Annotated in this window: 24 protein-coding genes and 3 tRNA genes; 1 reads left to right on the forward strand and 26 read right to left on the reverse strand. The window is 63.1% G+C overall.

The window, feature by feature from the left end:
* Positions 1-65: 65 nt before the first annotated feature.
* The 20 genes from ACWKV7_RS01905 to ACWKV7_RS02000 all read right to left on the reverse strand — a co-directional run bounded on the left by ACWKV7_RS01905 (position 66) and on the right by ACWKV7_RS02000 (position 13,148).
* Positions 66-338, reverse strand: a complete 273-nt coding sequence (locus ACWKV7_RS01905; RefSeq protein WP_483855938.1) for a hypothetical protein — start codon at positions 336-338, stop codon at positions 66-68.
* Positions 335-742 (reverse strand): hypothetical protein, encoded by a 408-nt coding sequence (locus ACWKV7_RS01910; RefSeq protein WP_483855939.1) that lies wholly within the window; start codon positions 740-742, stop codon positions 335-337. Before ACWKV7_RS01910 ends, ACWKV7_RS01905 begins: the two co-directional genes overlap by 4 nt.
* The gene (locus ACWKV7_RS01915; RefSeq protein WP_483855940.1) at positions 739-1,257 is read right to left on the reverse strand and encodes a glycoside hydrolase family 24 protein; all 519 of its coding nucleotides are present in this window, start codon (positions 1,255-1,257) and stop codon (positions 739-741) included. The genes ACWKV7_RS01910 and ACWKV7_RS01915 overlap by 4 nt, the downstream gene beginning before the upstream one ends.
* 94 nt (positions 1,258-1,351) lie before the next feature.
* Positions 1,352-2,506, reverse strand: coding sequence for a hypothetical protein (locus tag ACWKV7_RS01920; protein ID WP_483855941.1), 1,155 nt, complete (start codon positions 2,504-2,506; stop codon positions 1,352-1,354).
* Positions 2,503-3,141 carry a baseplate wedge 1 family protein gene (locus ACWKV7_RS01925; RefSeq protein WP_483855942.1) on the reverse strand — a complete coding sequence of 213 codons (639 nt, stop codon included), beginning with the start codon at positions 3,139-3,141 and terminating at the stop codon, positions 2,503-2,505. The genes ACWKV7_RS01920 and ACWKV7_RS01925 overlap by 4 nt, the downstream gene beginning before the upstream one ends.
* Positions 3,138-4,283 carry a baseplate J/gp47 family protein gene (locus ACWKV7_RS01930; protein ID WP_483855943.1) on the reverse strand — a complete coding sequence of 382 codons (1,146 nt, stop codon included), beginning with the start codon at positions 4,281-4,283 and terminating at the stop codon, positions 3,138-3,140. Before ACWKV7_RS01930 ends, ACWKV7_RS01925 begins: the two co-directional genes overlap by 4 nt.
* Positions 4,284-4,334: 51 nt before the next feature.
* Positions 4,335-4,688 (reverse strand): contractile injection system sheath initiator, encoded by a 354-nt coding sequence (locus tag ACWKV7_RS01935; RefSeq protein ID WP_483855944.1) that lies wholly within the window; start codon positions 4,686-4,688, stop codon positions 4,335-4,337.
* Positions 4,685-5,326, reverse strand: a complete 642-nt coding sequence (locus ACWKV7_RS01940; RefSeq protein ID WP_483855945.1) for a Gp138 family membrane-puncturing spike protein — start codon at positions 5,324-5,326, stop codon at positions 4,685-4,687. Before ACWKV7_RS01940 ends, ACWKV7_RS01935 begins: the two co-directional genes overlap by 4 nt.
* Positions 5,319-6,164 (reverse strand): phage protein, encoded by an 846-nt coding sequence (locus ACWKV7_RS01945; protein WP_483855946.1) that lies wholly within the window; start codon positions 6,162-6,164, stop codon positions 5,319-5,321. Before ACWKV7_RS01945 ends, ACWKV7_RS01940 begins: the two co-directional genes overlap by 8 nt.
* A complete protein-coding gene (locus tag ACWKV7_RS01950; RefSeq protein ID WP_483855947.1) occupies positions 6,161-6,478 on the reverse strand; it encodes a phage baseplate plug family protein in 318 nt (105 codons plus the stop codon). Before ACWKV7_RS01950 ends, ACWKV7_RS01945 begins: the two co-directional genes overlap by 4 nt.
* Complete coding sequence (locus ACWKV7_RS01955) at positions 6,475-7,251, reverse strand: phage baseplate protein (RefSeq protein WP_483855948.1); 777 nt, start codon at positions 7,249-7,251, stop codon at positions 6,475-6,477. The genes ACWKV7_RS01950 and ACWKV7_RS01955 overlap by 4 nt, the downstream gene beginning before the upstream one ends.
* A 9-nt stretch (positions 7,252-7,260) precedes the next feature.
* Complete coding sequence (locus ACWKV7_RS01960) at positions 7,261-8,583, reverse strand: hypothetical protein (protein ID WP_483855949.1); 1,323 nt, start codon at positions 8,581-8,583, stop codon at positions 7,261-7,263.
* Positions 8,573-8,737 (reverse strand): hypothetical protein, encoded by a 165-nt coding sequence (locus ACWKV7_RS01965; RefSeq protein ID WP_483855950.1) that lies wholly within the window; start codon positions 8,735-8,737, stop codon positions 8,573-8,575. Before ACWKV7_RS01965 ends, ACWKV7_RS01960 begins: the two co-directional genes overlap by 11 nt.
* Positions 8,734-9,141 (reverse strand): phage tail assembly chaperone, encoded by a 408-nt coding sequence (locus ACWKV7_RS01970; RefSeq protein WP_483856274.1) that lies wholly within the window; start codon positions 9,139-9,141, stop codon positions 8,734-8,736. The genes ACWKV7_RS01965 and ACWKV7_RS01970 overlap by 4 nt, the downstream gene beginning before the upstream one ends.
* 2 nt (positions 9,142-9,143) lie before the next feature.
* Positions 9,144-9,575, reverse strand: coding sequence for a phage structural protein (locus ACWKV7_RS01975; protein ID WP_483855951.1), 432 nt, complete (start codon positions 9,573-9,575; stop codon positions 9,144-9,146).
* A gap of 67 nt (positions 9,576-9,642) precedes the next feature.
* Positions 9,643-11,142: a DUF3383 domain-containing protein gene (locus ACWKV7_RS01980; protein ID WP_483855952.1), complete on the reverse strand. Its 1,500-nt coding sequence runs from the start codon at positions 11,140-11,142 to the stop codon at positions 9,643-9,645.
* A 1-nt stretch (position 11,143) separates the two neighbouring features.
* Positions 11,144-11,677, reverse strand: coding sequence for a phage neck terminator protein (locus ACWKV7_RS01985; protein WP_483855953.1), 534 nt, complete (start codon positions 11,675-11,677; stop codon positions 11,144-11,146).
* Positions 11,678-11,755: 78 nt separating this feature from the next.
* On the reverse strand, positions 11,756-12,031 hold the full coding sequence (locus tag ACWKV7_RS01990) for a phage holin family protein (RefSeq protein WP_483855954.1): 276 nt from the start codon (positions 12,029-12,031) through the stop codon (positions 11,756-11,758).
* Positions 12,024-12,398: a putative holin gene (locus ACWKV7_RS01995; RefSeq protein WP_483855955.1), complete on the reverse strand. Its 375-nt coding sequence runs from the start codon at positions 12,396-12,398 to the stop codon at positions 12,024-12,026. The genes ACWKV7_RS01990 and ACWKV7_RS01995 overlap by 8 nt, the downstream gene beginning before the upstream one ends.
* Positions 12,399-12,617: 219 nt before the next feature.
* Entirely contained in the window at positions 12,618-13,148 is a 531-nt protein-coding gene (locus ACWKV7_RS02000) for a hypothetical protein (RefSeq protein WP_483855956.1), read from the reverse strand.
* Between the two features lie 174 nt (positions 13,149-13,322).
* On the opposite strand from ACWKV7_RS02000, the gene ACWKV7_RS02005 reads away from it, so the two are divergent.
* Complete coding sequence (locus ACWKV7_RS02005) at positions 13,323-14,045, forward strand: XRE family transcriptional regulator (RefSeq protein WP_483855957.1); 723 nt, start codon at positions 13,323-13,325, stop codon at positions 14,043-14,045.
* Positions 14,046-14,117: 72 nt separating this feature from the next.
* Here the strand turns inward: ACWKV7_RS02005 and ACWKV7_RS02010 are convergent.
* The 6 genes from ACWKV7_RS02010 to alaS all read right to left on the reverse strand — a co-directional run bounded on the left by ACWKV7_RS02010 (position 14,118) and on the right by alaS (position 18,932).
* Positions 14,118-14,194: transfer RNA gene (locus tag ACWKV7_RS02010), tRNA-Arg, on the reverse strand.
* Between the two features lie 72 nt (positions 14,195-14,266).
* A tRNA-Arg gene (locus ACWKV7_RS02015) sits at positions 14,267-14,343 on the reverse strand.
* Positions 14,344-14,448: 105 nt separating this feature from the next.
* Positions 14,449-14,539: transfer RNA gene (locus tag ACWKV7_RS02020), tRNA-Ser, on the reverse strand.
* Between the two features lie 61 nt (positions 14,540-14,600).
* Positions 14,601-14,786 (reverse strand): carbon storage regulator CsrA, encoded by a 186-nt coding sequence (csrA, locus tag ACWKV7_RS02025; RefSeq protein ID WP_090211452.1) that lies wholly within the window; start codon positions 14,784-14,786, stop codon positions 14,601-14,603.
* A 186-nt stretch (positions 14,787-14,972) separates the two neighbouring features.
* Positions 14,973-16,208, reverse strand: coding sequence for an aspartate kinase (locus ACWKV7_RS02030; RefSeq protein WP_483855958.1), 1,236 nt, complete (start codon positions 16,206-16,208; stop codon positions 14,973-14,975).
* Between the two features lie 99 nt (positions 16,209-16,307).
* Positions 16,308-18,932 (reverse strand): alanine--tRNA ligase, encoded by a 2,625-nt coding sequence (gene alaS / locus ACWKV7_RS02035; RefSeq protein ID WP_483855959.1) that lies wholly within the window; start codon positions 18,930-18,932, stop codon positions 16,308-16,310.
* Positions 18,933-18,980 lie beyond the last annotated feature (48 nt).

Genomic DNA, 18,980 nt, shown 5'->3' on the forward strand with positions numbered 1-18,980 from the left:
TACACCAGAGCCACGCTTTGCACCCGGCAAAATCCGGTCAGGAACAATCGCTTGCATCGCAAACTTCAGGGTAGCTCAACGGATCGGCGGCAGGCCGCCAGGGCGGCGAGCAGCTCCTTTTCGTAACCGATCCGCTGCAACCGCTCCGCTCGCAACGCCGCCATCTGCCGATCGATACCGGCCCCCAACGATAGACCGTAGACGGCGAATACCGGCGGGGAAGGCACAGCGACGTCGCATTGAATCGGCACGGGAAAGCGACCGATCACCGGAGCCTCGTCTCGCGCCGCGCAACCGACGAGGCTCGCGGTCAATATCGCCAGCAACCATGCCCTCATAAGCCTCGCTCCCGCCTCAACTCCGCCTCGAACGCCAGCCGCGCCGCCTCGCAACGGTCTGCGTCAGGCTCCGAGGGCGCTTGCAGAATGCGTAGCGCGTCGAGGTAGTCTCGCTGCGCCGACTGCTGCGCTTGCTGGAGCGCCTGAGCCTGGGCCTTGCGCTGGGCCTCGGCACCTCGCTGCAGGCGGTCCAGCGCTTCGGCTTGCGCATGCAACTGCCGCTCGGCACTTTCGCGCCGAACGGCGCAGTTCACGCCTTCGAAACGCAACCGCTCCAACTGCGGCCCATAGTGGGCTGCAGCAAGACGAGCGCCAAGCAGCGCACCTCCGAAGGCGAGACCAAGGGCCAGGGCGACGGTGACAGCCAAGCGCGCCGGCGAGGGAATCAGGGACAAAAGGTTCATCCTTGCCCCTCCTGCTCCAACTCGCGGCGCTGGGGCGCCAAGCGTCCGCCGCAGTCCCGGTAGACCACCAGCAGATCGGCGAGCGACTGCTCGCGCTGCCCATACCCAGCCCCCGGCAAGCTTGCCCAGATATTGCGGCAACACTGCACCGCCTGGGCGACACGACCTGCCTGGATATCGCCCAGCGCCTTGCATTCGCGAATTTGCTGCAGGGCTACACGGTCCTGATTCTCCGGGGTGAAGCCCCCTTTCAAGCCCAGCGAATGCCGGTAGGCATCCCAGTAGCGGGCCAACAACTGATAGCGGCCGGCGGCGGTGGAGTAAATGCGATAACGGGGCAGCCACACACGACGCCGAGGGTGATCGGCGTAACCATGGAACAAGTTGCCGCCGACCAGCACGTTGTAGCCATCGTCGCTGGCCTGGATGGTCCGAGTACCCTCGGCCCAGGCCAGCATATCGAGGAAAGCGAACACATTGCGGCCGCCTGCCTCATAGTCTGTAATGCGAGCCATAAATACTCCATAAATAAAAACGCCCGCGAAAGCGGGCGTACAAACATTACGTACGTATTGATTAATCCAAGTGAGCTACGCCATTTTTATTAACTTATGCGCGAACAGAAACCATATAACTAGGGCAATAAATACTCGATGGCGGAGAACCTCTATAAGCAACGCCCGAATGCTGTAACCCGTAGCGGGTTACAGCATTCAATCTGACCCCAGCCATTTGATCATAATCTGAGCCAATTTCCGCATCAAAGGCCGGTACGTAGGCTTCAGGCGTACGCGCCCAGTTGTAGGAAAAGGTGAAGATACTAGGAGCAATATTATAAGCGCCGACTACTGAGGTAGACTGCTTCAAAACCGAGGCATTCTTCAGTGTCGTCACAACCGGTTGAGTGCCAGCGCCACTCGTCACCACTTTCGCCAAAAGGATATCGAGCACCGTCGAGTCAAAGCCACCGCCTACGCTAGCGCCCGGAGAACCACGCAAGGTAGAGTCAGGCAAGTCGTCATCAGTGCCCTTCTGCATATAAACCACTAGATCTCCTACCGCAGAAACTTGGGCACGCAAGAAATAAGTAGAATTTATATCGAGCACCGGAGAAACCCAATCCGGCGAAGCAAACGTTCGGAGCCTGCCTGTTTCTGTGCTTCCCAGACGCTGCCCTAGCGAGATGTTTACATCTTTTTGAAGGCTGATTTTCCCACCACCACCAGCAGCTGCTTGGGCAGTTACCCCGAGGCGATTATCGGGGGTAGAAATAATCGGGTACGGGAGAGCACACAAAGGCCAAGCTATTGCGTCGACAGTTAAACCATCAGTTACTCCATACCCCGCCAAAGTCGTCGGCTTCCCCGTCAACGACGCAAAGCTATGTGCATGGGAAGCCACCGCATAGGCGGTATTCAGTTCATCCCTGGTCAGCCCCCACTCCACCCAGCTAGCGACGTTGGCACTGGGCTTCTTATTGATGTTGGCCAGCTTGGCCTTCCAGGTCTTGCCGCCCTCCTGCACATAAGCGCCGACGGGATAGTCCTCGGTCGCCGACCACTCCGGCAGGCCACGTTGCATCAGGTAGCGCAGCGCTTCGTCGGTGCGCTGGAACAGCGCGTTAAACCATTCCATCGGCGGGATGCCGGCGGTCTGGTCGAAAGCCACACCCCAGCCGCGGGCGATGTTCGGGAAGTTTTCCACTTCCCCTGGCTTGGCCCCGGAGGCGAAGACTTCTTCACTGGGGCGGTTGTATTGCGTCATAGGAACCTCGCGAATTTGCCTTGATTGAATGCCAGCGCGCCCACCGCGCCTCGGAAGCCGAAGGCGCGGGTGGGGGCAGCGATGTAGAAACGAATGCCGACGCCGGCGGGGCGCGGCAGGATGTCGAGGGTGGTGATGGCGTAGCGCTTGAAATCGGTGATGGCATCGCTGCGGATCAGCACCGTCAGAGTCATGTCGTACTGGTCGAAGACCACCGCCTCCTGCCCGAAGATGAAGGCCAGTGCGGCGCTGATATCGTCGATGCTGCCCACCTGGTAGTTGCGGGCGATGCGGCACTTGATCAGGAAGCGATAGTCATCGTCGTCGAGCACCACCGACTCGCGCAGCGGGTCGTCCAGGCGATACCACTTGCCGCGGCCGAAGCCCTTGCCGCCCTCGGCATCGCGAAAGGCGAACAACCTGCGCGGAGCCAACCCCTTGAGCACGCGTCCCTGCCCGACATGCTTGCCCACCAGATCGAGGTTGGCGCCTTCGGCGCGATCGATATCCAGGGCGTCCGGCAGTTGCGCCAGGCCACGCCAGGTCGCGGCGAACTGTTCATCGAGCAGGCGCGCGGTCGCACGCGCCCGTGGCTTGCTCTGGTACTGCCAGATCAGCAGGCGGTCGTAGCTCATAGCACCACCACCTCGATATCGCGTTCGGCGAAGCGCGCGCGCTCGCGCACACCGATCGACAGATTGGCGCTGCCCAACCCGCCGCCGACGCGCCCGATCTGCAGCTTGCTGATCCAGAAGCCCTGCACCGTGTTCAGCGGGCTATACAACCGTGACAGCTGCACCTCCTGGCCAATGGCAAACGGCGTCGCGGCCAGGGCGGCTTTGATCGCGTCGGTATCCACCGCGGTGAACTCGGCGTTGCGCTGCACCTCGATGAAGGCCCGGCAATCCACCGGCGTCGGGCGATCGAAGCGCACGGCACGGCGCTGGCCTTGCGCGTCCGTGACGTCCACGGCAACTGCACCGAACAACCCGGTACCGGCGGTCTTGCGCTGGAAAATGACGCCGGCGATGGCCAGTTCCTCGCCACCATCGACGATCAGGTTGAGGCTGTGGCCCGGCACGCCATCGGCATCCGAGGCACTGCCGACGTTTTCCAGGCCAACCACCTCGCGCACATCCGGCAGTTGCAGCAGTTCGGCGACGATGCCGTCCAGGCTGTTCTGCGCCGGCCGTGCCCGGCTACGAAAGAATCGCGCACGCAATTCGGCGTCGGTTTCTTCCTCTGCACCGATTTCCGCCGCTTCCAGGGTGGTGGCGGTGCTCCAGCCGAGCACGATGGTCTCGACGCTCAGTGCGGTATGCGCCGGCACCGGAAAGGCGCCCAGCTGTTCGCTGCGAAAATCGGCCCGCGCCGAGCCGTCGCTCCCCAGATGCAACTCGCTGACCAGTTGCCAGCGCCCCTGATTGGCATCGCGCACCGTCGCCCCGGCTGGAATCAATGCGCCGGGCAGGCCGGTCAGCACCACGCCGCGCAGGTAGCTGTAGCGCGCCTGGCGGCGCTGCAGGCCGGCATAGGCGACACGCTGCTCAAGCCAGGCACCGCTGGCGTGGTCGGGGTCGAGGGCTCGATAGATGACTTCGCCCAGCTCCTCCAGGTCGGCCCGCGTCTGCGCGATCAGGCCGAGCAGTTGGCCGTCCGGGCTGTCCGGGGCGAGGTCGATGTCTTCGCCGTAGATGGCTCGGAAACCATGGTCCAGCTCGCTGAGGATGCGGTCCAGGCGCTCGCCGACATAACCCTTGTCTGTCAGTTGTCCCATGTGTGGACTCCCATGAAAAAGCCCCGCAGGGCGGGGCTTCTGGTGAATGGATCAGCGCCGGATCACGGCGCTTTGCGTGCCGCCATAGCGGTCGCGCAGGCGGATGGCGATGCGCAGCCGGCGGTCGTCGGAATTGCCTTCGAGCTGGAACTCGAGGATCTCGCTCACCCCCTCGGTCTGCAGGATGCAGCGCTTGAGGTCGCTCTCCAGCCGCGCCACGTCGGCCGGCCGGGCCATGCGCTCGAACCACGGCAGGCCGTGCTCGAGGTCCAGAAACCAGTCGCCTTCGAAGGATTGCAGGCGCGTGCGCACCCGCTGCATCACCGACTCGCCGCTATCCGCGTAGTTGTTCCGGCCCTGGCCGAACAGCCAGTCGCCGTCGGCGTCGATTCGTCGAACTCTCATTGCGCTACTCCTGTCGTGCCGGAGCCGGGCTGAACCTGGCCATGAAGATGCTTCTCCAGGCTGATGCCGGCGGACACCACATCGCCCTGCCCCGTCATGCCCGCGGCGAATACCACTGGGCAGTTGATTTGCAGCTTGCTGCCGTCGATGGTCACCACGCCGGCCTCGTCAACCTTGACGAACGCCGAGCCGTCCAGCCGCCGCAGCATCGCGCCGTCCCCGGCGAAGCCCGGCACCACGTGGGGCAACGAACTGATGCCCAGCACCGCTACCGCGTCGGAAAGATCGTGCTGGCGGTAGTCCAGCGGCTCGCTGGATTCGCCGCTCTGCCACCAACCGTCGATACAGCGTTCGTTGAACAGCAACAGGCATTCGTCGCCCGGCTTCACCGGGAAGGTCAGCACGAAGCCGCCGCCGCGCGGAAACTGCACCGGCACGTCCGGCAGCAACGGCAGTTTCTGCCGCGTGCCGTCGCGCAGCTGTTGCTCGATCAGCGGTTGCACGCTGGCGGTCTGCCGGGCAGGGTCGAAAACCACGATACGTCCCGGCAGGGCGGTGTGCAGACGCTTGATGCGGTTATCCAGTGCGGCATCGCCGGCACCTTCCAGCGACGGGTTCTGCCAGTCGTAGTTACCCACTCGCACCTCCTTGGCCTGTTGTGGCCGGGCTGAAATCGCCCTTGTGCACGGTGAGCATGCAGAACCAGTCCTTGTCCAGCACATCGCCGACGCACTCCACGCAGAGAATCTTGTAGTCGCCGTTGTAGCGCTCATGGATCGACTGCAGCCGCACGCGCCCACCGACGCGCGGCGTGGGGTCGATCAGGCAGGTCAGCTCCAGATCGTCGCCGGCTTCCTTTGGCGGACCGATCAGGCCGGTTTCCTGGGAGAGAAACACCACTTCGTCGTCGAGCACCGTGCCGGCCGGCAATAGCAGCAGGTCACCGTCCTGGATCGACCAATCCGCCCCCTGCATCGCCGCCACGCGGCTGAGCACATCGCGGCTGAGCCCAGAGAGCACGCGGCCGCGCGGTAGCGGCCGACGCTGCGGCAATACGACCGTGCCCGCCCTTGTTTCGTCCATGCTGGCGAGGGCCTGATCGACCACCTGCTGGTCGTCGCTGCCGGCCGGCAAGGTGCAAGCCAGGCGCGCCTGCTGGTAGTCCTGGTCGCCGCTGCCGCAGGTCAGGCTGACGATCGAGTCCAACCCTTCGCGCTTCAGTTCGGCCTTGATGATGTCGCCGGCGTAAAGCAGGCGCAGCTCGCTGTAGCCGGCCCAGAGCCACGCTTGGCGATAAGTTCCACTCTGCAGCAAGGCGATGCTTTGCGGGCTGAGGTTCCAGATTCGAATGACGCCCGGATTGGGTTTGCTGTCGATGCTCTTTCGAAAATTGAAAGCCACCCGCAGGCTATCGATCACCATGCCGTCTTCGCCGTTGCCGAGCACCAGCCGATAGCGACGGCCGAATTGCTTCATACCCGCACCTCCGCCTTCTCGCCGATGTACAGCTGGCAGCGACTGCCCAGGTCCTGCCCGCCGAGGGGATCGAGCGCGGTGCCACTGAGGTCGTCGAGCCAGAAGAAGAACGGCAGGGTGCTGCGCCAGAGCAGCGGCACGCCGACCACCAGCGCCAGCCCCTGGGCGAGCCAGGCACCGGCCTGCTCATCGAACAGGTCCAGCGCCCAATGGTCGCCGATGCTGTTGTAGCGCAGGTTGAGGCGCAGGCGCCGCCCGGCGAATTCGAAGCGCTGTTCCTGATGGGGGTTGCTGTCCAGCGGGATGCGCTTCATGAGAACACCCCGAGCACGGCCCTGAGCAGGCTCTTGTCGCGTTTGCCGTCGGCCTTCGGCTGGGTGCGTCCCCGCGGGCTTTTCGGCGCGCCTTGGTTCGCCGCGCGTCCCGAGCGCTGGCTGCCCGCCGCCGGCACGGTGACGCCGTCGATCTTGCGGGTCTCGACGATCAGCACCTCGCGCAGGCCGAGGTCCACCTGTACGGCATTGTCATCTTCCTGGGTAACGCTCAGGGAGGTGATCAGCATGTTCTTGTACAGGTAGAAGCCGGTCTGCACCTGCAGCGTCTCGCCGGACTTCTGCAGATCCAGCAACGCCTGGTAGAGCTGCTGGATGCGCGACTGGCTGGATGAGCTGTCGCCACTGAGCGACGGCTGTGCGCCGAGCATCCAGGGCGCCAGGGGCCGGGGCAGATCGTTGACGATCAGCCGCGCGGCGCCTGCCTGCAGCCAGGTTTTCAAATGGCGTTCGGCGTATTGCCGGGCCTGGCTGGTGACGGTCTTCAAACTCGTGGGCAGTTGGCCGAGATCGAGGAAGTTCGCACCACCGCGCAAGCCTGCCAAGGCCGCGGGCAAACCGGCGATATCCGGCAGCGAATGCTCGACCAGGTAGCCGCTGACAGTCAGCGACCTGGGCTCGACAAAGGCATGGTCGGCCACGTTCGCCCCGCTCTCCACCGGGTTCTCCGTCACCTTCAGGTTTGCCGCGTGGTTTTCCGTGATGACCGCATCGAGCTTGAGCGTACCGATGCGCCGGTTGATCAACATGACCATGGATTCACCTCACTGCTTGAAGGGGCTGCTGTTGTTGTGGGTCGCCAGGCGCTGCTGCTGGCGGGCCACGCTCTCGGCGACGCGTTCGCCGATCTGCCGCGGCTCGTCCCCGCTCACCTGGATGCTGACGGTCTGGTTGTAGTTCTGGGTTTGGGAGCCCGCGGACGCTACCGGCAGGTTGATCAGCGCGCCCGCAGCCTGGCTTTGCGCACCGTGCACTCCGGTCTGGACGCGCTTGGCCTGGCCAACCAACTGGCTCAGTGCGGCCTCCGTTGTCTGCCCGCTGCGCTCGAGTTCCACCGTGTCATCGCCAAAACCCAACCAGTCCATGGTCTTGCCGAACAGCTCCGTCAGTACGGCGAACTGGGTCTTGACGCCCTCCAACCAACCGTCGAATGCCGCGCGCAGACCGTCGAAGTCCCCGGTGAGCAAGGCGAACAAGCCCTTGAACAGATTGATCAGGTTGGAAATGCTGGCCCCGATCACCACCAGCAGCCCGTCGGCGAAGGCCTGCACCAGGGCGCCATTCTCGTTCCAGAAGGCAGCGAACAGCGCCTTGAACGCTGCCAGCGCCACGCCGACCACTTCCAGGCCCAGCTTGAACGGCTCCCAAAAGGTGCCTAGCGCCGACTCGCCGCCTTCCAGGTAGGTCATGAAGTCGTCCACCAGCAGGATCAGCGCCGCGATGGCGGCGATGATCCAGGCCACCGGGTTGGTGGCGAAGGCGACCAGCGAGGCCCTGCCCACCCAGGCCAGCGCGCCGCCGAGGATCAGCAAGGCCGATTTCCAGCCGATGGTCGAGCGGATCACGATATCGATGGCCTGGGCGAAGTTGTCCAGCGCGTCGATCCCTTCGCTGAGCACCTCCACCACGCGACCCAGCCCGTCGCTGATCAGCGCCTTGTTGCTGCCGATGAAGGCCAGAAAGCGCGTGGTCAGTTCGGTGAGCTTGGGCGCGATCCCCAGGCCGATGCGGATCTGCACCGCCTGGAGGACGCCCTCCAGCCCTTTCATCGCCTGCTGGTAAGCCTTGGCCGCCATCACCTGCTGGCCGGTGACCACGCCCAGGGCATCGGGACCTCGCTTGATCTTCTCCAGGCTTTTCAGCGCATCGCCGATGAAATCGCCAATCTTCTGCGCCACCGACGACAACGCGTCCTGGACCTTGAAGGCGCTGTCCTCCACCTTGTCCAGCGCCTGTACGAAGGTGTTCTGCGTCAGGCTCTGGCTGACCTGCGTGATGCTTTGATTGATGTTCTGCGTCAGGTTGTTGGTTATCTGGGTAAGGTCGAATGCCAGGTCGACATCGACTTGCAACCTGTTATGTGCCATTGGCCTGCCTCTCTTGGGCCTGACGCTGCGCCTCATCCCACTCGGCTATCGCGTCGTGGAAGTCGCACAGGTCGGCCAGGGTGTAGAGCGCGCGCAGCTCATGCAGGGTGCAGAGCTGGCGCATGACAGGGGTGAAGACGAACCAGTCGGTCACTCCGCCTTCACCTGCCCCGACAGCATCCCCGTCAGGGCCGGCATGGCGGCGGCGAAAAAATCGCTGAACTGATATTTCACCCCCTCGATGAGCACCGGCAGCAGATGCCCCCGGTGACGGTTGAAATGCCCCTCGGCGCGCTCGGCCAGGCGGAACGGCTGCCCTTCGGCGGGCTGCACAGTGGTGTGTTGCATGACCAGAGCCTCGATCTCTGCCACCACCGGATCGCCCAGGTTGGCAAGGATGGCGCCAATGGCGAGGCTTTCGCTGCCCTCGCCGCGCTTGACCTCCAGCCCCTGCAACAGGCGCGCGGCCTTCTTCAGCGCATTCCACGCCGGCAGCGCGTTGGCCGGACGCATCAGGTAGGTGGCGTCGTCGAGGGTGACGCGGTATTCCTGCTCCATGCTCACGCCACTCCCTGTTCGAGGTTGATATTGGCGCGCTCGAAGACGATCACCCAGGTGGTGTCGTTCACCGCATTGCCGCGGGTGTAGCTGGGACGGGTGGTGAAGTAGCCCTTGGTGGCGCTGACCAGATCTTCGTTGAGCAGGTCGCGCACTTCCAGGGTCAGCGGCAGGAACGCCTTGATGTTGCTGTCCTGCAGGGTGCGCAGCTTGTTGAGAAACTTGTTGTCCGGCGAATGCTGCTTGAGCTTCAGCGTCAGGGTCGCGGAACGGTCGGAACTGGCGACGAATACGCCGCTGCCGTTGCTGCCCATCTTCAGTTCGCCGGCCGCCTTGGCGTACTCCAGTTTCAAGGCGTCGGCGCCATCGCCCCAATCGCGAATTTCGTAACCATTGATCAGCACGGACAGCTGGGTGTGGTCGTAAATAGCCATGTGACACTCCATCGGAAAAAGAAAACCCCGCTCGGGGCGGGGTTCGGTTGAATCGGGTTCGAACGCATCAGCGGTCGAAGTTGACCAGCACATCGACCGAGTGCACGGCACCGGCCATCTTCAATGCCACCTGGATCGGCGGCGCCTTGCGCTGTTCGCGGTCGGAGGTGGACAGGGTGTCGACGCTGCCGGCCCAGACGTAGAAGCCTTCCTCCAGGTAATCGCCGGAGGCCAGCGTGCCGAACGGATCACCATTCCATACCCCCGGAGCGAAGGCGCCGTTGTTCACACCTTCGCGGCAAACCTTGCGTACGGAGGCCAATAGCCGCGCGATGCCGGCATCGGTGAGCGGCACCTTGGTCGGCGAACGATAGAGGGTGGCGAACACTTCCTTCTGCACCGCATCGACATACCAATCGAGGATATGCACCTCGTCGAAGAAGCGCCCACCCACCACGGTGCCCTCGGCGACCATCGCCGACTCATCGAAGTAGGTGTAGAAGTTCAGGCCCAGCTTGCGGCACTTATCCGCTTCGGTGAGGCTCAGGTTGTCCGCGCTGATACCGGGCAGCTGCTTGAATTTCATGGTCAGGGTGGAATGGTTGGCGGCGAAGTTCACCGACAGCGCACGGGCCAGCCAACTGTTCACCGCATAAGGGTCGTTCTTGTCGTAGACCGCAACGGTGCGATAGCTCTGGCGGTCGCGCAGGCGCTTGAACGGGTTGCCCTCCACGAACTCCAGATGGCCAGGGTTCAGTGTGGTGACGCCGAAAATCTTCTTGTCGGCAGCCAGCACCCAGTCGGACGCCTGCTCGATTTCATCGTCAGTGAGCGACGCGGCGACGGTCGCGGCATACCACCCGGCATTCATCTCGCTCAGCGCCGCGAAGGCCTCCGGCAGCGTTTGCGCGCCCAGGGTGACCGCGTCGCGGCCGACGATCCGTTGCGCCATGCCCTCTTCCATGCGCAGCAGAGCGCCCAGGTAGGTACCCGCCAGCGCATGGTTTTGCACATAGCCGACACGCTTGCTGCTGCCGGCGACATCCGCCTCGAGCATGAAGCGATTGCCGACTGCATCGAAGCGGCAACTCACCGCCTGGCTGGCAAGCTTGGCATCGAGCAGCGCGGCGACCGCAGCGAGATCGCTGGCGGCACTCAGGTCCAGGCCGCTGACATCGAAGCGTTCGCCGTCGATGTCGAGGCTGAACTGTCCATCGACGATGGCCTTGAGCTGCGCCAGGGTCGCCTGCAATGGCGTGCCGTTGAGGCTGGCCTTGAGCGCCGGGATATCGCGCGCCTGCTTCAACCAGCGCGCCACCAGCATCTGCTTGGGTCGTGGCGACTGAGCGAAGAACGGCCGTGCGGCGGCGGCGGTCTGCGAGGTAGCGCCAAAGGCGGCCTCGACGTCCGCCTGGCTGGCACACGCGATATGCAGCGTGGCGGTGTCGGTGAAGACGTTGCCGGCTTCAGGGGTGAACAGGACCAACTGGCCAAAGTCGCGGCGCGGCGTGGATACCGGCTGCACATTCAGCTGCACGTTGACGATTTGCGAAAGCGGAAGGGACATATCAAGTCTCCGTTTGATTGATAGTGGTGGCCACGGTCAGGCCCGAGCAGGAGCGGGCCTCGACCGTTGCCGTAGCGATGCGTTTCTGCTCGACTTCCACGAGATGCTCGTGGCTCACGACCAGGTCGATGCGCGCCTGCTCGAGCGCCTGGCCGTTCTGCACGGTGCTCAGGTTCTCGAGCACCGATAGGCGCAGAAGCGCGGCGCGTAAGCCGCGCAGCCCTTCGCGGGCGCGGCTGGACTGCAGCAGCGAACGGGCGTCTCGAAGCAGTTCCAGCGCGCCCGGACCGTAGCCGCCGAGGCGGAACGTGGTTTCGCAACTGGTGATCACCCGCTCCCGTTCGCCGTCGCCGTTGAACCGGCAGCGAGAGATGCCGACCTCCTGCGATTGCTGCTCACGCAGCACCAGATAGAGGCCAGGAGGTGGCGGATCGGCTTGGTCGGCCGCCAGGACCTGCCCAACCGGCAGCCCGAAGAGCGAACACAGCAGATCCCTCAACGCGGCCATATCCAGCCGCAGAGCGTGATAGTTCATGGTGTTTTCCAGACAGGCAGTCAGGGTGCGAACAGCCAGGGCCATTCGCACGATGTGAGAATGAATAAAAAGCAGGGTTCAGCCGAGGTGCAGAATCCGCGCGATGTTGCCGCGGGCCCTGAGCACCAGAAGCAGCAGCACCAACAGAATGCCGAGCATCCAGGGCGACAGATCGTCGCCCCGATAGCGCCCGAGCACGATCGCCAGCGCCTGGCAGCCGGTACAGAGCGCCAGCAGGTAGGCACACAGCGACACAGCGGGACGAAAACGTGCGCCGTGGCGACGGTATGTCAGCAAGCGCAGGCAGATCGCCGAGCACACCAGCAGCGTGGCGCAGGCCAAGGGATCATCCATCGTTGCCTCCACGATCCCGTCGCAGAACCGCCTTCAGCCATCCAGGCAACTGGCCGCCTCGCATCCATTCCAATAGGCCGATACCGGCAGTGACACACAACGTCGCGGCGACGAACGCCACCACCCCGCTGGTTTGCGCCATGCCACGACTGACCGCTTCGACCGCCGTGTAATAGCCGCCGACCCAAGACACCAACAGGTATCCGACGCGGGTCAAGCGCCCGTAATCCCTGGCGAATACCACGAAGAAAATCGCGCCGCCAAAGGCACCGATCAGTGCATTACCGTCCACGCCAGGAAACCACACGGCCACCCCAACGCCAGCCGTCGCACCGGCCAGGGTAGCCATAGAGCTTGGCTCGGACATGGTGGACTCCTTTACAACAGGAGGCCGCTGGTGAATGCGTTGAGTCCCGACCGATACCGAAAGGCATCGACCGAGGCCCAGCGCCCTCGCAAGCGGCCCGGAAACGACAAAGCCCGCGCTTGGCGGGCTTTGCTCAGACGTATTTCATTGTGGAGTTATAGTACCCATATCGTCCCATAGCGTCAATATGGGAAAAGCTATTTTCTTGAACAAATTTTTTTACTGCCCCTCCACGATTCCCGCTTGCGCCATCGGCTGCTCCAGGCGCTGCAGAGCCGACTGCAGCAGCGCTGCCACCCTGGGGCGCCAGACATGATCCCAACGATGCAGGGTGCTCTTGGAAACGCCAGACAGACGCTCGATCTCGCGAATGCCATGGGGCGGGCGACGGAACATGCGCATCAACAGCGCCAGCGTGGCTCGCTGCTCGGCAGAGTTGCCCTCGGGCTTGAGCCAGTCACGCAGTGCCGCAATGCCCAGCACGAACTCACGCCCATGAGCGAACTCGGCGCGCACCGCGGCCAGCTCCAGCGGCATGTCCGCCAGCAGACGCTGGGCGAACTTGATGGTAATGACCGCTTGCGCCTGCCATTCATGGGAGGACAAACCGCTCGGCAGCCGCTCGACGAACGAAGCGTCATAGCGCTCGCGCAGCATATCGATGGCAATGGCGGTCGAGGACCTCGGCCCCTGCACCTGCTCGGACATCCGGTAGGCAACGGCCAGGGCTTGCTCTGCACTCTGAAACATCGGGATTTTCCTTCTTCAAGGACCGGGCGCGCCCGGCAATTCTGACATGGCCGGCATGCCGGCCATTTTCGGGCGACTGCATACAGGCGAACCGGCTCACCAGAAGGAGCCATAACGGGTTTTCCCATATTATAAGGCTTGCAAACACATAGGGCTACCTCTAATCTGCGCCCCATGGAACTCAAAGACCGCATAAAAGCCGCGCGCAAGCATGCCAACCTCAGCCAGGTACAGCTTGCTTCCGCCGCCGGCATGACCCAAACCTCAATATCCGACCTGGAGCGCGGCAAATCGCGCGCAACCAGCTTCATGGCGCAGATCGCAGCCATCTGCGGTGTCAGCCCGCTATGGCTCGCAGAAGGCCGTGGAGAGATGCTGGAGCGAAGCCGCCCTACCGGCCCTGCCCTACAGAGCGGAAACGCCAGCTGGGCGGGCGCCGTGGAGTCCTGGGACGATGACACGCCACTCAGCCCCGACGAGATCGAACTGCCCTTCTACAAGGAGGTGGAATTGTCCGGCGGCAAGGGCAGCAGCGTGGTGCTGCAGACCACCGGGCGCAAGCTGCGCTTCGGCAAGTACTCACTGCGCAAGAAGAATATCGACGCAGCCAGCGCCGCCTGCGTGACCGTCAGCGGCAACAGCATGGAACCGGTGCTGCCGGACGGCAGCACGGTGGGAGTCGACACCAGCGCCAGGACCATCAAGGATGGCGACATGTACGCCTTCGATCACGACGGCCAGCTGCGCGTAAAGCTGCTCTACCGGCTTCCCGGAGGCGGCCTGCGCATTCGCAGCTTCAACAGCGACGAGCACCCTGACGAGCGCTACGAGCACGCCGAGGTGGTCGAGCACATCAACATCATCGGCCGGGTGTTCTGGTACTCCGTGCTGCTCTGAACGAGCGGCACGGCTTTTCCAAAACGACCACGCAAAGAAAAAGGGCCTGCATCGCTGCAGGCCCTTTCGGTATGGCGCACTCAGGAGGATTCGAACCTCCGACCGCCCGGTTCGTAGCCGGGTACTCTATCCAGCTGAGCTATGAGTGCGTGTGGCGCTTTTAGACCAGATCACCGCTGGTTGAAGCAAAATGGCTTGCATCGCTGCAAGCCATTCGAATATGGCGCACTCAGGAGGATTCGAACCTCCGACCGCCCGGTTCGTAGCCGGGTACTCTATCCAGCTGAGCTATGAGTGCGCTGAGCGTGCGCATTATAGGGACTTTTACGATTCGATCAAGAATTTTTCCAGGCAATTCAGTGAGTTGCCCTTCTAACTCTTTTTCACATCCCAGGTAATGCAATGGCGGAGAGGGGGGGATTCGAACCCCCGACACCCTTTTGAGATGTACTCCCTTAGCAGGGGAGCGCCTTCGGCCACTCGGCCACCTCTCCGCAACACGGGGCGCATGATACTCATCTTTACCCCGCTTGCAAAGCCAAAAATTTAAGAAAATTAGTGGCTTGGTTCCTCACCCTTCTCTTTCTGGATGCGTTGGTAGATTTCCTCACGGTGCACGGCAACCTCCTTCGGCGCGTTAACGCCAATGCGCACTTGATTACCTTTCACGCCCAACACGGTGACAGTGACATCATCACCGACCATCAGGGTCTCTCCGACCCGGCGAGTCAGAATCAGCATTCCTTTCTCCTTACGGATTCAATTCAGGACAACAGTCTGCAAAAAAGAAAATGGCTAGGATCCCTGCAAGCTTGCCGCAGGGACCTTCACCCAAGTATTGACCAGCCCGGGCAAAAGGAAAGTTCCCAGCCGCGCCGATCAAAAATGACGAAAGGCGCGGACAAGCCGCGCCTTTCGGTTAACGCCTCAGTCGCCCTGTCGGGCCGGAGCGTCCAGTTCGAAGGCAGTGTGCAGCGCGCGCACCGCCAATTCCAGGTACTTCTCCTCGATCACCACGGATACCTTGATTTCGGAGGTGGAGATCATCTGGATGTTGATCGTTTCCTTGGCCAGCGCCTCGAACATGCGGCTCGCCACGCCAGCGTGGGAACGCATGCCGACGCCAACGATGGAGACCTTGGCGATCTTGGTATCACCCACCACCTCGCGCGCACCCAGGTCGCGGGCGGTGTTTTCCAGCACCTGCAGCGCGTTCTGGTAGTCGTTGCGATGCACGGTGAAGGTGAAGTCGGTGGTGTTATCGTGCGAAACGTTCTGCACGATCATGTCGACTTCGATGTTGGCGGCGCTGATCGGGCCCAGGATCTTGAAAGCCACGCCTGGAATGTCCGGTACGCCACGGATGGTCAGCTTGGCTTCGTCGCGGTTGAAAGCGATGCCGGAGATGATCGGCTGTTCCATGGATTCCTCTTCATCAAGGGTAATGAGGGTGCCCGGCCCCTCCTGGAAGCTGTGCAACACGCGCAGCGGGACATTGTATTTGCCGGCGAACTCCACCGAGCGGATCTGCAACACCTTGGAGCCGAGGCTGGCCATTTCCAGCATCTCTTCGAAGGTGATCTTGTCCAGGCGCTGCGCCTGCGGCACGACCCGGGGATCGGTGGTGTAGACGCCGTCGACGTCGGTGTAGATCTGGCACTCGTCGGCCTTCAGCGCCGCCGCCAGGGCCACGCCGGTGGTATCGGAACCGCCCCGGCCGAGCGTAGTGATGTTGCCGTGCTCATCGACGCCCTGGAAACCGGCAACCACCACGACTCGCCCGGCCTTGAGGTCGGTACGGATCTTGTGGTCGTCGATCTGCAGGATGCGCGCCTTATTGTGGGCGCTGTCGGTGAGAATGCGCACCTGGTTGCCGGTGTAGGACACCGCCGACACGCCGCGCTTGATCAACGCCATGGCCAGCAGCGCGATGGTCACCTGCTCGCCGGTGGATACCAGGACGTCGAGTTCTCGCGGTACCGGCTGGTCGCTGATCTGCTTGGCCAGGTCGATCAGGCGGTTGGTCTCGCCACTCATGGCGGATACCACGATCACCAGGTCGTTGCCCGCCTCGTGGAATTTCTTCACCTTCTCGGCGACTTGTTCGATGCGCTCGACGCTGCCGACGGAGGTGCCCCCAAATTTCTGTACGATCAAAGCCATTTCAAAGCCGCCTAAGCCCGTGAAGGGCGCCCATTAAACATTCAACGCCGCATGCTGCCAAGGCCCGCCCCGACTGGGGCGAGCGCATGCGCAGAACCCTTAAAGCCCCTGCTCGACAAACGGAACGGCCAGTGCCAGCGCCTGCTCCAGCGCCGCGGCATCGCTGCCACCACCCTGGGCCATGTCCGGCCGACCGCCCCCTTTTCCGCCAACTGCTGCGGCTGCCTGCTTCATCAAGTCACCGGCTTTGAGTTGGCCCGTGAGATCCTGGGTGACACCGGCGACCAGCACGACCTTGTCGTCCTGTACGCCACCGAGCAGGATCACTGCGCGGCCCAGCTTGTTCTTCAACTGGTCGACCAGCGCCAGCAGCGCCTTGCCGTCCAGCCCATCGAGACGCGCGGCCAGCACCTTGACGCCCTTGACGTCGATCGCCGAGCCGCTGAGATCGTTGCCGGCCGCACTGGCGGCCTTGGCCTTGAGCTGCTCCAGCTCCTTTTCCAGCTGGCGGTTGCGCTCGACCAGCGCGGTCAGCTTGTCCAGCACGTTATCGCGACTGCCCTTGACCAGGGCCGCGGCCTGCTTCAGTTGCTCCTCGGCGCCATTGAGGTAGGCCAGCGCGGCCGCACCGGTCACTGCCTCGATGCGCCGCACGCCGGCAGCGACGCCACTTTCGCTGGTGATCTTGAACAGGCCGATATCGCCGGTGCGAGAGACATGGGTACCACCGCAGAGTTCGACGGAGAAGCTGCCGCCCATGCTCAGGACGCGCACTTGATCACCATATTTCTCGCCGAACAGCGCCATGGCGCCCTTTTGCTTGGCCGATTCGATATCGGTTTCTTCGGTCTCGACTTCGCTGTTGCGGCGGATTTCGCGGTTGACGATCTCTTCCAGCGCGTGCAGTTGCTCCGGCCTGATCGCCTCGAAGTGGCTGAAGTCAAAACGCAGGCGCTGGCTATCGACCAGCGAGCCCTTCTGCTGCACGTGCTCGCCAAGCACCTGGCGCAGCGCGGCGTGCAGCAGGTGGGTGGCGGAATGATTGAGTGCGGTGGCCTGGCGCACGCTGGCATCGACCTGAGCCTCGACGCTGGCACCGACGCGCAGGTTGCCGCTATCGAGAATGCCGTGATGCAGAAACGCGCCGCCGGCCTTGGTGGTATCGCGCACATCGAAGCGCAGGCCATTGGCGGACAGATAACCGCAGTCGCCGATCTGACCGCCGGACTCGGCATAGAACGGCGTCTGGTCGAGTACCACCACGCCCTCCTCGCCCGCGTCGAGCTGCTCGACAGCCATGCCTTCCTTGAACAGGGCGACCACCTTGCCGGTGCCGGCGGTGCCGACGTAACCGGTGAAGGCGGTCTCGCCCTCGACCTTGACCAGGCTGTTGTAGTCCATGCCGAAGACGCTGGATTTACGAGCGCGCTCGCGCTGGGCCTCCATCTCGCGCTCGAAACCCTGCTCGTCGAGGGTCAGGTCGCGTTCGCGGGCGATGTCGCCGGTGAGGTCCATGGGGAAGCCGTAGGTGTCATAGAGCTTGAAGATCACTTCGCCGGGAATGACCTTGCCCTTCAGCTCCGCCAGATCCTGCTCGAGAATCTTCAGCCCCTGCTCCAGGGTCTTGGCGAACTGCTCTTCCTCGGTCTTCAGCACGCGCTCGATATGCGCCTGCTGCTGTTTCAACTCGGGGAAGGCCTCGCCCATCTCGGCCACCAGCGCGGCGACGATCTGATGGAAGAACGCCCCCTTGGCGCCCAGCTTGTTGCCATGGCGGCAGGCACGGCGAACGATGCGGCGCAGCACGTAGCCACGACCTTCGTTGGAAGGGGTCACGCCGTCGGCGATGAGGAAGCTGCAGGAACGAATGTGGTCGGCCACCACTTTCAGCGAAGCCTGGCCGTCGTTGGCGCAGCCGATGGCCTTGGCCGCAGCGTTCAGCAGGTTCTGGAACAGGTCGATCTCGTAGTTCGAGTTGACGTGCTGCAGCACGGCACTGATGCGCTCCAGGCCCATGCCGGTGTCCACGCTCGGTGCCGGCAGCGGGTGCAGCACGCCATCGGCGGTCCGGTTGAACTGCATGAACACGTTGTTCCAGATCTCGATGTAGCGGTCGCCATCTTCCTCCGGCGAGCCGGGCGGGCCTCCCCAGATATGCTCGCCGTGGTCGAAGAAGATTTCGGTACAGGGACCGCAGGGGCCGGTATCGCCCATCGCCCAGAAATTGTCCGAGGCGTAGGGGGCACCCTTGTTGTCGCCGATGCGGATCATGCGCTCGGCGGGGATGCCGACTTCCTTGTGCCAGATGTCGTAGGCCTCGTCATCGCTGGCGTAGACGGTGACCCAGAGCTTTTCCTTGGGCAGGTTCAACCACTTGTCGCTGGTCAGGAATTCCCAGGCGTAGGTAATGGCGTCGCGCTTGAAATAGTCGCCGAAGCTGAAGTTGCCCAGCATTTCGAAGAAGGTGTGGTGCCGCGCGGTGTAGCCGACGTTTTCCAGGTCGTTGTGCTTGCCGCCGGCACGCACGCACTTCTGGCTGGTGGTGGCGCGGGTGTAGGCGCGCTTCTCCAGGCCGAGGAAGCAGTCCTTGAACTGGTTCATGCCGGCGTTGGTGAACAGCAGGGTCGGATCATTCGCCGGAATCAGCGAACTGGAGGCGACGCGGGTGTGCCCCTTCTCTTCGAAGAAGCGGAGGAAGGCTTCACGGATTTCTGCGCTTTTCATAGGTTCTTCCACGGAAACGGCGGCCACGGCAAAAGCCGGCAAAGGGCC

The organism is Zestomonas ipomoeae, from assembly GCF_057128665.1.